This window comes from Leclercia sp. UBA5958, from assembly GCF_002430365.1.
Taxonomy (GTDB): Bacteria; Pseudomonadota; Gammaproteobacteria; order Enterobacterales; family Enterobacteriaceae; genus Enterobacter; species Enterobacter pneumoniae.
This window is the reverse complement of the sequence record NZ_DJCE01000011.1, coordinates 437,719-452,729: the sequence shown is the minus strand read 5'-3', so window position 1 is coordinate 452,729 and position 15,011 is coordinate 437,719. Positions and strand designations below refer to the sequence as shown.

The window sequence follows — 15,011 nt, the reverse complement described above, 5'->3', positions numbered from 1 at the left end:
CCGGGCTTTTTATTGAGCAAAAATCGTGAACACATTAGAGCAAACCATCGGCAACACTCCTCTGGTCAGGCTTCAGCGCATGGGGCCAGCCAATGGCAGCGAAGTCTGGGTTAAACTGGAAGGCAATAATCCTGCGGGTTCGGTGAAAGACAGAGCTGCGCTGTCGATGATTGTGCAGGCCGAGTTGCGGGGCGAGATTAAGCCCGGCGACGTGCTGATTGAAGCGACCAGCGGCAACACCGGCATTGCGCTGGCGATGATCGCTGCCCTGAAAGGTTATCGCATGAAACTGCTGATGCCCGACAACATGAGCCAGGAGCGACGGGCTGCCATGCGGGCCTACGGCGCCGAGCTCATTCTGGTCACGAAGGAGCAGGGGATGGAAGGGGCACGCGACCTGGCCCTTGAGATGGCCAGTCGGGGCGAGGGTAAGCTGCTGGATCAATTCAATAATCCGGATAACCCGTATGCGCATTACACCACCACTGGCCCGGAAATCTGGCAGCAGACCGGGGGGCGGATCACCCATTTTGTCTCCAGCATGGGCACCACCGGAACCATTACCGGCGTGTCGCGCTTTCTGCGCGAGCAGCCCAGCGCGGTCACGATAGTTGGCTTACAGCCGGAAGAGGGGAGCAGTATCCCGGGCATTCGTCGCTGGCCGCAGGCATATATGCCGGGCATTTATAATGCACAACTGGTGGATCAGGTACTGGATATTCATCAGCGCGAGGCGGAAAATACAATGCGTGAGCTGGCCATGCGCGAAGGTATCTTCTGTGGCGTCAGTTCGGGTGGCGCAGTAGCCGGTGCGTTGCGTGTCGCCGCGCAACATCCGGGCGCGGTCGTAGTGGCGATTATCTGCGATCGTGGCGATCGTTATCTTTCTACGGGCGTCTTTGGTGAAGAGAGTTATTCGCAGGGTGCGGGGATTTAAGCCTCATGGAGATGATTTTATTTCGGGATAAAACCCGGGCGCAGCAGAGCGATATCGTGGCGGTACAGTCTCAGGTCGTTTATGGCAGCGTGGGTAACAGCGTTGCGGTGCCAAACATTCGCCGCCATCAGCTTACCGTCACCGCCGTTCCTACGGTGCTTTTCAGTAATACGCCACACTATGACACCTTCTACGGCGGCGTCATTCCTGACGAGTGGTTTGTCGGCTATCTGCAGGCGCTGGAAGAGCGTGACGTCCTGCGTGAACTGAAGGCAGTGACCACGGGCTATATGGGGAGCGCCAGCCAGATTGCGCTGTTGGCCAAATGGCTGAGTGCGATTAAAGCCAGCCATCCCGAACTGCTGGTGCTGGTCGATCCGGTGATCGGCGATGTGGATAGCGGGATGTACGTTAAGCCCGAGATCCCTGAAGCCTACCGCCAGTATCTGCTGCCGTTAGCGCAGGGGATTACGCCCAACGTTTTCGAACTGGAAGTACTGAGCGGCCAGTCCTGTCGTACGCCGGAGAGCGCAATTGCGGCGGCGAAAAGTCTGCTCAGCGAGACGCTGAAGTGGGTCGCCATCACCAGCGCACCCGTTGCGGCGGATCCCGACCACATTCACGTGGTGCTGGTGACGGCCGGGGGCGTTAGCGTGAGCGCGCATCCGCGCGTGCAGGCCGATCTGAAAGGGACGGGCGATCTGTTCTGCTCAGAGTTGGTAAGCGGTATCGTACGAGGCAAGCCGGTAGCTGAGGCGATAGCACTGGCCGGTAATAGGGTGACTGAAGTGATGGACTATACCCTGCAAAAGGGCTACGACGAGCTTATTCTCCCAGCGTAGAAACAAAAATGGCGCCCGAAGGCGCCATTTTTCTGTGTGGCAAATTACTTCTTGATGCGGATAACCGGGGTTTCGCCCACGGTGACGCTGCCAGACAGTTTGATCAGTTCTTTGATTTCGTCCATGTTGGAGATCACAACCGGCGTCAGGGTAGACTTGGCTTTCTCTTCCAGCAATGGCAGATCGAATTCAATGACCGGGTCGCCCACTTTCACACGCTGACCTTCTTCAGCGATGCGCTTGAAGCCTTCGCCTTTCAGTTCGACGGTGTCGATACCGAAGTGTACGAACAGTTCAATACCGCTATCAGATTCGATAGAAAACGCGTGGTTGGTTTCAAAAATCTTACCGATAGTACCGTCAACCGGTGCAACCATTTTGTTACCGGTCGGTTTGATAGCAATGCCATCACCAACGATTTTCTCTGCGAACACTACATCCGGCACGTCTTCGATGTTGACGATCTCGCCGGAGAGCGGAGCAACAATCTCAATAGTTCCGGAGTCTTTTTTATCATCAGAAACCAGAGATTTCAGTTTATCGAACAAACCCATGATCTTCTCCTAAGCAGTAATTTGGGCCGCATCTCGTGGATTAGCAGATTGTTTTTTCTTCAATGAACTTGTTAACCAGCGTCATTAACTCGTCCGTTGTCGGTTGAGCAAGAGCTTGCTCTGCTAATACCTTCGCATCTTCGAAGTTCGTGTTACGGATAATCTTCTTAATGCGCGGGATGGAAATGGCGCTCATAGAGAATTCGTCCAGACCCATACCCAGCAACAGAAGTGTAGCACGTTCGTCGCCTGCAAGCTCACCACACATGCCTGTCCATTTACCTTCAGCATGAGAAGCATCAATAACTTGCTTGATAAGCGTCAGTACGGACGGCGACATTGGCTGGTAGAGATGTGAAATCATATCATTACCACGGTCAACTGCCAGGGTGTACTGCGTTAAATCATTGGTACCAATACTAAAGAAGTCGACTTCTTTGGCTAAATGACGCGCAATTGTCGCCGCTGCCGGTGTTTCCACCATCACGCCCACTTCGATTGACTCGTCAAATGCCTTACCTTCGTCACGCAGTTCCTGTTTGAAGATTTCGATCTCTTTCTTCAGCGCACGCACTTCTTCAACGGAGATGATCATCGGGAACATGATGCGCAGCTTACCGAAAGCGGAAGCACGCAGAATGGCGCGAACCTGGTCACGCAGGATCTCTTTGCGATCCATGGCAATACGCACTGCACGCCAGCCCAGGAACGGGTTCTCTTCTTTCGGGAAGTTCATGTACGGCAGCTCTTTGTCGCCACCGATGTCCATGGTACGGACAATGACCGCCTGAGAGCCACAGGCTTCAGCAACGGCTTTGTATGCGGCGAACTGCTCTTCTTCAGTAGGCAGCGCGTCACGGTCCATGAACAGGAATTCAGTACGATACAGACCCACACCTTCCGCACCGTTGCGCTCAGCGCCATCGACGTCACGGACGGTACCGATGTTAGCGCAAACTTCAACCTGATGACCATCCAGCGTGATAGCCGGCAGATCTTTCAGCTTCGCGAGTTCGGCTTTCTCGGTAGCAACCTGCTCCTGAACGGCACGCAGTTGCTCGATCTCTTCGTTAGTTGGGTTGACGTAAACTTTGTTGTTTACGGCATCCAGAATCAGATAGTCGTTGTTTTTCACCTGAGTGGTGACGCTACCGGTGCCCACAATGGCTGGCAGCTCCAGAGAACGCGCCATAATTGAGGTGTGGGAGGTACGTCCGCCCGCATCGGTGATGAAACCCAGCACCTTGTTCAGGTTCAGCTGTGCGGTTTCAGATGGGGTAAGGTCAGCAGCAACCAGAATAACTTCGTCCTGAATGGAGCTCAGGTCGATGATTGCCAGACCCAGGATGTTGCGCAGCAGGCGCTTACCGATGTCACGTACGTCAGCCGCACGCTCTTTCAGGTACTCATCATCCAGTTCTTCCAGGGCGGTTGCCTGGCCTTCGATAACTTCATGCGCAGCCGCGTCGGCCGTCATGCCCTTATCTTTAATCAGGGCTATGATTTCCTGCTCCAGCTCCTCATCTTCGAGCAGCATGATATGCCCTTCGAAGATGGCTTCTTTTTCTTCGCCAAAAGTTTCACCAGCTTTTGTTTTGATCGCTTCCAGCTGCGCAGATGCTTTTGCACGACCGCTCAGAAAACGTTCAACTTCCTGATCAACCTTGTCGGCAGAAACTTTTTTCCGGTCGATGACGATCTCGTCTTCCTTCAGCAGAAGTGCGTTGCCGAAAGCGATACCCGGGGATGCTAAAATGCCTGAAATCATAACCCTACCTTACTTGTGACTGATATTGAAAAGAACCCGGATACTTACTCGAGCTCAGCCATCAGTTTTACCAGATGCTCAACTGCTTTCTGCTCGTCTTCGCCTTCAGCGGAGATGGTGACGACGGTACCCTGAGTCAGGCCCAGAGTTTGCAGTTTAAACAGGCTTTTTGCGCTGGCGCTTTTGCCGTTGGAAGTCACAGTGATCTCAGAAGTGAAGCCTTTTGCTTCTTTAACAAACTGAGCAGCAGGGCGGGTGTGCAGACCGTTCGGAGCGGTAATGGTAACTTCTTGCTGGAACATTGTATTTCCCCAACTTATAGGTTTAGTGTTGTGGAACTAAAGTCTAGCCTGGCGGCTCCACTTTAGCCTGTATTGTTAGCACCGACTTAAGGGTACGCGGTATACGTTAGCGCATGACGTAACCTGGTGCCTGCATGTCTTGCAACTGACGCTTCGTCACATTAAACATTATGCCGTGGAAGCAAGACTTGAACCAAATCATAAAATCGATTCAGCAGCGTGATTTCGTGCGTTGATTAATTTCGCGCATCAAAATAATTGCCAGCTTAAATACCAGAGCTAACAGGGTGAAGCAATGCCGATAGAGGCAAAAGTTTGACGTGGGCCACAAAAAAGCACCCATAAGGGTGCTTTTTTACGCGTTATTTACATTCTGGCATTACTGTTGCAGTTCTTTCTCAGTGAAGAGATCGGCAAACAGGGCCGTACTTAAATAACGCTCACCCGAAGACGGCAGAATAACCACGATATTCTTGTTGGTAAAGGTTTCATCTTCAAGCAATTTTAACGCAGCGGCCACGGCGGCACCAGAGGAGATACCCGCCAGAATACCCTCTTCTTCCATCAGGCGGCGTGCGGTAGAAATCGCTTCGTCGTTACTGATGGCAACCACTTTATCGATAAGCTTCAAATCCAGGTTACCCGGGATGAAGCCTGCTCCAATGCCCTGAATTTTGTGCGGACCTGGTTTTAACTCTTCACCTGCCAGTGCCTGAGCAATGACCGGGGAATCTGTTGGCTCGACGGCGACGGTAATGAGATCTTTTTTGCCCTTCGTGCCTTTAATATAACGGCTTACGCCCGTCAGCGTACCGCCGGTACCCACACCGGAGATAAACACATCGACCTGGCCGTCAGTATCTTCCCAGATTTCCGGACCGGTGGTTTTCTCGTGAATTTCCGGGTTTGCCGGGTTGCTGAACTGCTGAAGCAGCAAATATTTAGCCGGATCGCTGGCAACAATTTCTTCTGCTTTCTGGATGGCACCTTTCATCCCTTTGGCACCTTCAGTCAGCACCAGATTCGCCCCCAGCGCTTTCAGCAGTTTGCGGCGTTCGATACTCATGGTTTCAGGCATGGTTAACGTCAGTTTATAACCACGCGCCGCGGCGACGTAGGCCAGAGCAATACCGGTGTTCCCGCTGGTTGGCTCAACCAGTTCAACGCCCGCTTTCAACACGCCACGTTTTTCCGCATCCCAAATCATGTTGGCACCGATACGGCATTTCACGCTGAAGCTCGGGTTACGTGATTCGACCTTCGCCAGGATGCGTCCATTACCGATACGGTTCAGTCGAACCAGGGGCGTATGACCGATAGTCAGCGAGTTATCTTCAAAAATCTTACTCATGGCCTGTCCTTAACTGTATGAAATTGGGATACCGACCCAGCATACCTGCTGAATAAGTATGGGGAAGTAAGGAATTCGCATATCTATATGCTACAAGGAAATAATGGGGATCAGTATGGAATAAGGAGTGATATAAGCCACTCCTTTTTGACCTTATTTCCACAAAGCATGTTTCGGACGGTAGCAGTCCACCCACATGGCGGTCGCGCCACAGACGGCGACGGGCATAATAAAGAGGTTAAGCAGCGGGATCATCGTGAAGAGGCTCGTCAGGGCACCAAACTGCATATTCGCAACTTTTTGCGAACGAAGAGCCGTGCGCATCTCTTTAAAAGGCACTTTATGGTTGTCGAAGGGGTAGTCGCAGTATTGAATCGCCAGCATCCAGGCGCTAAACAAGAACCAGAGCACCGGGGCCACGGTTTGTCCGATACCGGGGATAAAATAGAGAATCAGCAGCACCACGGCACGGGGGAGGTACCAGGCGAGCTTTTGCCACTCGCGTTTCATGATGCGCGGCAGATCTTTCATGATGCCCAGGATGCCGGTATCGGGCGGCGTTGCGCCGGTAAGGCGCGCTTCGAGCTGTTCGGCCAGTAGACCGTTAAACGGCGCCGCAATCCAGTTCGCCAGGGTTGAGAAAAAGTAGCCAAAGACCAGTAACACGGAAATGACTGCAATAGGCCATAACAGATAGCTCAGCCATTGCAGCCAGTCGGGTACATGACTCATCAATGATGGGATCCAGCTATCGAGCTGATGAAACAGCCACCAGAATGCGCCCCCCATCAGTAAGATATTGATCACCAGTGGCAGGATCACAAAACGGCGGATGCCTGGCAGGGAGACCAGCTTCCAGCCTTGTGAAAAGTACCAGACGCCACTGCGAGGGGAGGTAGAATTTGATGAAACCATAACCAGGTTGAGCTCCTTTTATCGCAACCAGTGAAATTGCCTGCCTATATTAGCCAGTTGCACGCTGTTGACCAGTTCGGAAATGTTCGAAAAAACAGCAAAAAGCACGATTTAATTCATCTTTATGCGGTGAATGCTCTGCATCCACTTGCACTTGACGTAATCGGCAAATACTCTTAGTGAGTAAATGTTTGCCGTGGTGGCAAGGTGTTAGAACAACAGAGAATATAATGATGCAGGATTTGCGTCTGATATTAATCATTGTTGGCGCGATCGCCATACTCGCTTTACTGGTGCACGGTTTCTGGACCAGCCGTAAAGAGCGTTCCTCTATGTTTCGCGATCGCCCACTAAAGCGCATGAAGTCTCAACGTGACGATGAGAACGATGATGACGACATGGAATCTGAAGACGAAGGCGTGGGTGAAGTTCGCGTTCATCGTACTCACAGTGCGCCCGGCGCAGGCTTTGGGGAGCACGAAGCCCCCCGTCCTTCGCAGCACCAGTACCAGCCGCCGTATGCCTCTGCTCAGCCGCGCCCCGCTAAGCCGGCACCGGTAGAAGCGCCTGTTCATCAGCCGCAGCAGCCTGTACAGACTCAGCCGGAGGCTCCGCAACCCGCAGCACAGCAGCCTGTGCATCAACCGCAGCCTGTGCACCAGCCTCAGCCTGTGCAACAGCAGCCTGTCCATCAGCCGCAGCCTGTGCAACAGCCACTGCAGCCAGAGCCGCAGCCTGTTCAGGTGCAGCAGCCTACGCCAGTAGTTGAACCAGAGCCGGTTGTGGTTGAAGAGCCCGTGGTAGAAAAACCGCAGCGTAAAGAGACGGTCATCGTCATGAACGTCGCTGCGCATCATGGGACATGGTTAAACGGTGATGTATTACTGAACAGTATTCAGCAGGCCGGTTTTAAGTTTGGCGATATGAATATCTTCCATCGTCATCTGAGTCCGGACGGCAGCGGCCCAGCCCTCTTTAGCCTGGCCAATATGGTGAATCCGGGGACCTTTGACCCCGAAATGACCGGTGATTTCACCACGCCCGGCGTCACAATCTTTATGCAGGTGCCCTCTTACGGTGATGAAGTGCAAAACTTTAAGCTGATGCTGCAGTCCGCTCAGCATATCGCCGATGAAGTGGGCGGGGTGGTACTTGACGATCAGCGTCGCATGATGACGCCGCAGAAGCTGCGTGAGTATCAGGACCGTATCCGCGAAGTTAAGGAAGCAAACGCCTAAGCCTGGCGTTCGTTTCATCCCTTATCAACCCCCGCCTGTCGGGGGTTTTTCTCATTGATGGTGCGACATGGACTCTATCGAACAACAACTCACTGAACTGCGAACCACGCTTCGCCATCATGAATACCTGTATCACGTGATGGATGCCCCCGAAATCCCGGACGCGGAGTACGATCGCCTGCTGCGCCAACTGCGCGATCTCGAAGCGCAGCATCCGGAGCTTATCACACCGGACTCGCCTACCCAGCGCGTGGGTGCCACGCCGCTGACGGCGTTTACTCAGGTACGTCATGAAGTGCCGATGCTGTCCCTGGATAACGTTTTTGATGAAGAGAGCTTCCTCGCCTTTAATAAACGCGTGCAAGACCGTTTAAAGAGCGTGGATGTACTGACCTGGTGCTGTGAGCTTAAGCTCGATGGCCTGGCGGTGAGCTTGCTGTATGAGAACGGTGTGCTGGTACGTGCCGCCACCCGCGGCGATGGCACTACCGGTGAAGATATCACCACAAACGTCCGCACCATTCGCGCCATTCCGCTGAAGCTGCACGGCGACAACATCCCTGCGCGGCTGGAAGTGCGCGGAGAAGTGTTCCTGCCGCAGGCCGGGTTTGAAAAAATTAACGACGACGCTCGCCGTACGGGTGGAAAAGTCTTCGCCAACCCCCGTAACGCTGCGGCTGGTTCATTGCGCCAGCTTGACCCGCGTATCACCGCGAAGCGACCACTTACTTTCTTCTGTTATGGGGTAGGAATACTGGAGGGTGGTGAACTGCCGGATACCCATCTGGGACGTTTACTCCAGTTTAAAGAGTGGGGCCTGCCGGTGAGCAATCGCGTGCAGCTTTGCGATTCTCCCGAAGCCGTGCTGGCGTTCTACCGCAAGGTTGAAGAGGACCGCCCAACGCTCGGCTTCGATATTGATGGCGTGGTGATCAAGGTCAACTCGCTCGCGTTACAGGAGCAGCTTGGCTTTGTGGCGCGCGCTCCGCGCTGGGCAGTGGCTTTCAAATTCCCGGCACAGGAACAGCTGACCGTTGTTCGGGACGTCGAGTTCCAGGTAGGACGAACCGGGGCAATCACGCCGGTGGCGCGCCTTGAGCCCGTCCAGGTGGCTGGCGTGCTGGTGAGCAACGCCACGCTACATAATGCCGATGAAATCGCGCGCCTGGGTCTGCGCATTGGCGACAAAGTGGTCATACGGCGCGCAGGGGACGTTATTCCGCAGGTCGTTAACGTGGTGGAGTCCGAGCGACCGGCCGATACCCGCGCTATCGTCTTCCCCTCCCACTGTCCGGTGTGCGGCTCTGATGTGGAGCGTGTGGAAGGTGAGGCCGTTACCCGCTGCACCGGCGGATTGATCTGCGGTGCGCAGCGTAAAGAGGCGCTGAAGCACTTTGTCTCCCGCCGCGCCATGGATGTGGACGGCATGGGTGACAAAATTATCGATCAACTGGTCGAGAAAGAGTACGTCCATAACCCAGCCGATCTGTTCAGGCTGACCGCCGGTAAGCTGACGGGCCTTGATCGTATGGGACCTAAATCGGCGCAGAATGTGGTCAATGCTCTGGAAGCCGCGAAACAGACTACCTTTGCCCGCTTCCTCTATGCGCTGGGGATCCGTGAAGTGGGTGAGGCGACGGCAGCCGGGCTGGCGGCCTACTTCGGTACCCTGGAGGCGCTTGAAAAAGCCAGCATTGACGAACTACAAAAGGTGCCGGATGTCGGTATTGTGGTTGCGACACACGTCTTCAACTTCTTTGCTGAAGAGAGCAACCGCGAGGTGATTGGCAACCTGCTGGCAGAGGGCATTCAATGGCCTGCGCCAGTGGTGGTCAATGCCGAGGAGATCGACAGTCCGTTTGCGGGTAAAACCGTGGTATTGACGGGCAGCCTTAGCCAGCTTTCACGTGATGATGCGAAAGCGCGTCTGGTGGCACTGGGGGCGAAAGTAGCGGGTAGCGTCTCAAAGAAAACCGATCTGGTGATCGCCGGCGAAGCGGCCGGCTCAAAACTGGCGAAAGCGCAGGAGCTTGGCATTGACGTTATCGACGAAGATGAAATGATGCGTCTGCTGGGAGAGTAACGTGGAGAAAGAGCAGCTTGTTGAGATTGCCAATACAGAGATGCCATTCGGTAAATATAAGGGCCGCAGGCTGATTGATTTGCCGGAAGAGTATCTGCTGTGGTTTGCCCGTAAAGATGAATTCCCTGCCGGGCGACTTGGTGAGCTGATGGCTATCACGTTACTGATCAAAACAGAGGGGCTGACTCAGCTGGTTCAGCCCCTGAAACGCCCTTAAGCCTTTGCGGCGCGGGTCTCTTCCTGCGCCTGCAACTTCTCGGTCTGCTGTTTATAACGGCGCGCCAGCACTGCGCAGAGCATCAGCTGCAATTGATGGAAGATCATCAGCGGCAGCACCATCATCCCTATTGCCGCTGTCGGGAAGAGGATATTGGCCATCGGGATACCGTTCGCCAGGCTCTTTTTCGACCCACAGAAGACAATAGTGATCTCATCCGCTTTATTGAAGCCGAAGCGGCGGGCGGCAAACACGTTGATGCCAATAATAATCGCCAGCAGCACCAGGCTTACCACCACGATAAACAGCAACGAACCCACGCCCACTTTATGCCAGATACCGTTGACTACCGCTTCACTGAAGGCAGAGTAGACCACCAGCAAAATGGAAGTCTGGTCAGTTTTAGAGATCCACTTCTTGTGTTTTGCCACAAAGGCGGCAGTCCAGGGGCGGGAAAGATGTCCCAGCACAAATGGCAGCAGCAGTTGCAGCATGATTTTACCCACCTGCTCGAGGCTGCCTTCTGCGCCGTGCAGATTCATGACCAGCCCTACCAGCAATGGCGATACGAAGATCCCCAATAGGCTTGAGGCCGACGCCGAACAGACCGCAGCCGCAACGTTACCCCCTGCAAGTGAGGTAAAGGCAATGGCGGACTGGACGGTGGCAGGCAGAATGCACAGATAAAGGAAGCCGCTATAGAGCGCCGGATCTACGTTAACGGGGGCCCACCAGGCAAAAAGCACGCCCAGCACCGGGAAGATAACGAAAGTGCTACACATCACCCAGAGGTGCAGCCGCCAGTGGCTACCGCCCGCAATAATTGCTTCGCGCGACAGCTTTGCGCCATGCATAAAGAACAACAGCGCGATAGCGGCGGTGGTCAGCCCTTCAAAGAAGGGGACAAAACCGCCCCTCGCCGGGAAGAAAGAGGCGAGTAATACGGTGACCACCAGCGTTAACGTAAACGGATCAAGAATCTTTAAAATTTTCATAACCACTCCTGAAAACAGATGCTGCTATTGTGCTTTTATCCGTTTGAGAAATAAAATTGATTTATTGCATCTATTCATGAGTAAAACAGATGAATTACTCCCTGCGTCAACTTCGTGTTTTTGTCACCGTCGCACAGGCGAAAAGCTTTAGCCGCGCCGGGGAGATGATTGGGTTGAGCCAGTCTGCTGTAAGTCATAGCGTGAAAGAGCTGGAACAGCAAACGGGCGTGCGCCTGCTGGACAGAACCACGCGTGAGGTGATACTCACCGAGGCGGGGCAGCAGCTGGCCGCGCGGCTGGCGCGTTTGTTAGATGAGCTTTCGAGCACGCTTCGCGATGTAGGAAGGGTAGGGCAGCAGCTTTCAGGCACGGTACGTGTAGCCGCCAGTCAGACTATTTCGGCGCATTTGATTCCACACTGTATCGCGCAAAGTAATCAATGTTACCCCGATATCAATTTTGTGCTGCATGATCGGCCTCAACAGTGGGTACTGGAAAGTATTCGTCAGGGAGAGGTAGATTTCGGCATCGTTATCGATCCTGGCCCGGTAAGCGACCTTGAGTGTGAAGTCGTGCTCTCGGAGCCATTCTTACTGCTTTGTCGTAACGATAGCCCGCTGGCAGCGCAGACGAGCGTGACGTGGCAAGCGCTGAAAGGAGCAAAACTGGTGTTGCAGGACTATGCCTCAGGAAGCCGACCGCTGATCGATGCCGCCCTTGCGGACCAACAGGTGAATGCCACCATAGTCCAGGAGATTGGACATCCTGCGACGCTCTTCCCGATGGTTGAAGCCGGGATTGGTATCAGCGTTCTCCCGGCTCTGGCTCTGCCTTTACCGCAGGGGAGCCAGCTCACGGTGAAACGATTTACGCCTGCAGTCGAGCGTAAGTTAATGCTGGTGCGGCGTAAAAATCGTTCGCTTTCTGGCGCGGCGCAGGCGATCTGGGAGGTGGTGCGCATCCAGGCTGAACAGCTCACACAAGCCCGTATGCGCGATCCCTTGTTTAACTCTGAGGCGCGTTAAACGTAAATATCAATTTCATGCTCATCGGAAGGTTTGTTTACGCCTTCCACTTTAGCTTGCGCCTGTTCTTGTTTTTGTTTTGCCTCTTCAGCCTGACGACGTAGCAGCATCTGCAGTTGTGCCTGCAGGCCGTCAATCTGCGCTTTCAGTATCTCTTGTTGCTCCTTTTTTTCTTCGGGAGTGCCGCTTCCCAGGGCAATATCCTTAAATTTCTGGCTCAGTTCAGAAATTTGGGCCGTAATACGACTGATTTGCCCAGCAATGCTGTTATTGCTTGAGCCGCTTTTACTGTTACTGCTGGTCTGTATTGATGGGGTTGATGCCTGAATTGTAGTCATATAAAGATCTCTTGCCGGAAATCCCTTTTATCGGCATAAGTTCGCCTCTACTTGAGATCACCTGCAAGAAATGACAGGTAACGAGGCGAAAGGTTATTGGCATGTAAATCTTCGGTTGAGCGATTGATAAAGACGATAGAGAAAGGGGAGTTACCGAGTGCATGCAGAGTACAAATCGCAGATAGCAAAAAAGCGCCTTTAGGGCGCTTTTTTACATTGGTGGGTCGTGCAGGATGACTCGCTTCGCTCGCCCTTCGGGCCGTCGCCGTAAACGGCTCCGGTGCCTCACTGCGTTCGGCTCGAGCCTGCTGCAGGTTCGAATCTTTCAAATCGCAGATAGCAAAAAAGCGCCTTTAGGGCGCTTTTTTGCATTGGTGGGTCGTGCAGGATTCGAACCTGCGACCAATTGATTAAAAGTCAACTGCTCTACCAACTGAGCTAACGACCCGAAATGGTGGGCGATGACGGGCTCGAACCGCCGACCCCCTCCGTGTAAAGGAGATGCTCTACCAACTGAGCTAATCGCCCATTTCGGAACTGCTGCGATAAGGTGAGAATGGTGGGCGATGACGGGCTCGAACCGCCGACCCCCTCCGTGTAAAGGAGATGCTCTACCAACTGAGCTAATCGCCCAATCTCAATTCTTATCTACACTGCGAGCCATCGAAGAAAATGGTGGGTGATGACGGGCTCGAACCGCCGACCCCCTCCGTGTAAAGGAGATGCTCTACCAACTGAGCTAATCACCCCCGCTGTGTGGAGTCGCATTATAGGGAGAGTTGAAAATGAGTCAACGCCTTTTCTAAAGATTTTGTTTGTTCGTCGTAAAATTAGGCAAAACGATCGCAAAACGCGCCATGCAGCATGATTTCTATACAAAAATGGCAAAGGTGGCGGTTCCGGCTGCAACAAGATTGAGGATTCAGGCTGGAGTGATAGAATATTGCCCACTCTCATTTCCAGGATATGCCGGTTGTCGGCATCTTTATTACTGTAAGGCCACTTCATGAAAATCAAAACTCGCTTCGCGCCAAGCCCTACCGGCTATCTGCACGTCGGCGGTGCGCGTACTGCTCTCTATTCCTGGCTTTTTGCGCGTCACAACGGCGGTGATTTCGTTCTGCGTATCGAAGATACCGACCTTGAGCGTTCTACGCCGGATGCAATTGAAGCCATCATGGATGGCATGAACTGGCTGAATCTGGAGTGGGATGAAGGCCCTTACTTCCAGACCAAACGTTTTGACCGCTATAACGCCGTTATCGATGAGATGCTGGAAGCGGGCACCGCCTACAAATGCTACTGCTCTAAAGAGCGTCTTGAGGCGCTGCGTGAGTCGCAGATGGCAAACAATGAAAAGCCGCGTTACGACGGCCGCTGCCGCCACGGTCATGAGCACCACGCAGATGATGAACCTTGCGTAGTGCGTTTCGCCAACCCGGAAGAGGGCTCGGTGATCTTCGACGATCAGATCCGTGGTCCGATTGAGTTCAGTAACCTGGAGCTTGATGACCTGATCATCCGTCGTACCGATGGTTCACCAACCTACAATTTCTGCGTAGTCGTTGATGACTGGGATATGGAGATCACCCACGTGATCCGTGGTGAAGATCATATCAATAACACGCCACGTCAGATCAACATCCTCAAGGCGCTGAACGCACCGGTACCGGTCTATGCGCATGTCTCTATGATCAACGGTGACGACGGCAAAAAACTGTCGAAACGCCATGGTGCCGTTAGCGTGATGCAGTACCGCGATGATGGTTATCTGCCGGAAGCCCTGCTGAACTATCTGGTGCGTCTGGGCTGGTCTAATGGCGATCAGGAAATTTTCAGCCGTGAAGAGATGATTAAGCTTTTCTCTTTGGGCGCGGTGAGCAAATCGGCCAGTGCATTCAATACGGATAAGCTGCTGTGGCTGAACCATCATTACATCAATACGATGCAGCCAGAATACGTTGCAACCTATCTGCAATGGCATATTGAGCAGGCTAACATCGACACCCGCAATGGCCCGCAGCTGGCTGAGCTGGTGAAACTGCTCGGCGAGCGCTGCAAAACGCTGAAAGAAATTGCCGAAAGCTGCCGCTATTTCTATGAAGATTTCGAGCAGTTTGATGCAGATGCGGCGAAGAAACACCTGCGTCCGGTTGCGCGTCAGCCTCTGGAAGTGGTTCGCGATAAACTGGCTGCCCTTACCGACTGGAGCGCTGAAGCTGTGCATAATGCCATTCAGGCGACTGCCGATGAACTGGAAGTGGGGATGGGTAAAGTGGGCATGCCGCTGCGCGTAGCCGTTACCGGTGCGGGTCAGTCTCCGGCGCTGGACGTTACCGTACACGCAATTGGCAAATCACGCAGCGTGGCGCGCATCAATAAAGCGCTGGGCTATATCGCCGAGCGCGAAAGCCAGCAGTAATCTCGTCAGGATGTAAAAATGGCA

14 protein-coding genes, 4 tRNA genes and 1 other RNA gene are annotated in these 15,011 nt (G+C 53.6%); 7 read left to right on the top strand and 12 right to left on the bottom strand.

Annotated elements, in window-relative coordinates:
• Positions 1 to 25 precede the first annotated feature (25 nt).
• Together cysM and pdxK are read left to right on the top strand one after the other, a co-directional pair.
• On the top strand, positions 26 to 937 hold the full coding sequence (gene cysM / locus B2Q93_RS17695; RefSeq protein ID WP_040074584.1) for a cysteine synthase CysM: 912 nt from the start codon (positions 26 to 28) through the stop codon (positions 935 to 937).
• A gap of 5 nt (positions 938 to 942) precedes the next feature.
• Positions 943 to 1,779: a pyridoxine/pyridoxal/pyridoxamine kinase gene (gene pdxK / locus B2Q93_RS17690; RefSeq protein ID WP_040074585.1), complete on the top strand. Its 837-nt coding sequence runs from the start codon at positions 943 to 945 to the stop codon at positions 1,777 to 1,779.
• Between the two features lie 44 nt (positions 1,780 to 1,823).
• On the opposite strand, the gene crr is transcribed toward pdxK, so the two are convergent.
• The 5 genes from crr to cysZ form a co-directional block, all read right to left on the bottom strand.
• Entirely contained in the window at positions 1,824 to 2,333 is a 510-nt protein-coding gene (crr, locus tag B2Q93_RS17685; protein ID WP_003861316.1) for a PTS glucose transporter subunit IIA, read from the bottom strand.
• 40 nt (positions 2,334 to 2,373) lie between these two features.
• Positions 2,374 to 4,101 (bottom strand): phosphoenolpyruvate-protein phosphotransferase PtsI, encoded by a 1,728-nt coding sequence (gene ptsI / locus B2Q93_RS17680; RefSeq protein ID WP_040074587.1) that lies wholly within the window; start codon positions 4,099 to 4,101, stop codon positions 2,374 to 2,376.
• 44 nt (positions 4,102 to 4,145) lie between these two features.
• Positions 4,146 to 4,403 carry a phosphocarrier protein Hpr gene (gene ptsH / locus B2Q93_RS17675; RefSeq protein ID WP_000487600.1) on the bottom strand — a complete coding sequence of 86 codons (258 nt, stop codon included), beginning with the start codon at positions 4,401 to 4,403 and terminating at the stop codon, positions 4,146 to 4,148.
• Positions 4,404 to 4,782: 379 nt separating this feature from the next.
• Positions 4,783 to 5,754: a cysteine synthase A gene (cysK, locus tag B2Q93_RS17670; protein WP_046884645.1), complete on the bottom strand. Its 972-nt coding sequence runs from the start codon at positions 5,752 to 5,754 to the stop codon at positions 4,783 to 4,785.
• A 153-nt stretch (positions 5,755 to 5,907) separates the two neighbouring features.
• Positions 5,908 to 6,669 carry a sulfate transporter CysZ gene (gene cysZ, locus B2Q93_RS17665; protein WP_040074589.1) on the bottom strand — a complete coding sequence of 254 codons (762 nt, stop codon included), beginning with the start codon at positions 6,667 to 6,669 and terminating at the stop codon, positions 5,908 to 5,910.
• Positions 6,670 to 6,899: 230 nt separating this feature from the next.
• On the opposite strand from cysZ, the gene zipA reads away from it, so the two are divergent.
• The 3 genes from zipA to B2Q93_RS17650 all read left to right on the top strand — a co-directional run bounded on the left by zipA (position 6,900) and on the right by B2Q93_RS17650 (position 10,207).
• On the top strand, positions 6,900 to 7,907 hold the full coding sequence (gene zipA / locus B2Q93_RS17660) for a cell division protein ZipA (RefSeq protein ID WP_040074590.1): 1,008 nt from the start codon (positions 6,900 to 6,902) through the stop codon (positions 7,905 to 7,907).
• Positions 7,908 to 7,974: 67 nt separating this feature from the next.
• A complete protein-coding gene (ligA, locus tag B2Q93_RS17655) occupies positions 7,975 to 9,990 on the top strand; it encodes an NAD-dependent DNA ligase LigA (RefSeq protein ID WP_046884646.1) in 2,016 nt (671 codons plus the stop codon).
• 1 nt (position 9,991) lies between these two features.
• Entirely contained in the window at positions 9,992 to 10,207 is a 216-nt protein-coding gene (locus B2Q93_RS17650) for a DUF3820 family protein (protein WP_003861328.1), read from the top strand.
• On the opposite strand, the gene B2Q93_RS17645 is transcribed toward B2Q93_RS17650, so the two are convergent.
• Positions 10,204 to 11,202 (bottom strand): bile acid:sodium symporter family protein, encoded by a 999-nt coding sequence (locus tag B2Q93_RS17645; protein ID WP_046884647.1) that lies wholly within the window; start codon positions 11,200 to 11,202, stop codon positions 10,204 to 10,206. The two genes, B2Q93_RS17650 and B2Q93_RS17645, sit on opposite strands and share 4 nt — an antisense overlap.
• Positions 11,203 to 11,291: 89 nt before the next feature.
• Between B2Q93_RS17645 and B2Q93_RS17640 the strand changes: the two genes are divergently transcribed.
• On the top strand, positions 11,292 to 12,227 hold the full coding sequence (locus B2Q93_RS17640; RefSeq protein WP_286933931.1) for a LysR family transcriptional regulator: 936 nt from the start codon (positions 11,292 to 11,294) through the stop codon (positions 12,225 to 12,227).
• Here B2Q93_RS17640 and B2Q93_RS17635 read toward each other — a convergent pair.
• The 6 genes from B2Q93_RS17635 to B2Q93_RS17610 form a co-directional block, all read right to left on the bottom strand.
• Positions 12,224 to 12,565, bottom strand: coding sequence for a FlxA-like family protein (locus B2Q93_RS17635; RefSeq protein WP_286933930.1), 342 nt, complete (start codon positions 12,563 to 12,565; stop codon positions 12,224 to 12,226). The genes B2Q93_RS17640 and B2Q93_RS17635 overlap by 4 nt on opposite strands.
• Before the next feature lie 217 nt (positions 12,566 to 12,782).
• A non-coding RNA gene (locus tag B2Q93_RS17630) (RtT sRNA) lies at positions 12,783 to 12,908 on the bottom strand.
• 29 nt (positions 12,909 to 12,937) lie between these two features.
• Positions 12,938 to 13,013: transfer RNA gene (locus B2Q93_RS17625), tRNA-Lys, on the bottom strand.
• 4 nt (positions 13,014 to 13,017) lie between these two features.
• A tRNA-Val gene (locus B2Q93_RS17620) sits at positions 13,018 to 13,093 on the bottom strand.
• A gap of 29 nt (positions 13,094 to 13,122) precedes the next feature.
• Positions 13,123 to 13,198 (bottom strand) — tRNA-Val (locus B2Q93_RS17615).
• Between the two features lie 40 nt (positions 13,199 to 13,238).
• A tRNA-Val gene (locus B2Q93_RS17610) sits at positions 13,239 to 13,314 on the bottom strand.
• A 257-nt stretch (positions 13,315 to 13,571) separates the two neighbouring features.
• Here B2Q93_RS17610 and gltX point away from each other — a divergent pair.
• Complete coding sequence (gltX, locus tag B2Q93_RS17605) at positions 13,572 to 14,987, top strand: glutamate--tRNA ligase (protein ID WP_286933928.1); 1,416 nt, start codon at positions 13,572 to 13,574, stop codon at positions 14,985 to 14,987.
• The last annotated feature ends 24 nt before the right edge of the window (positions 14,988 to 15,011 follow it).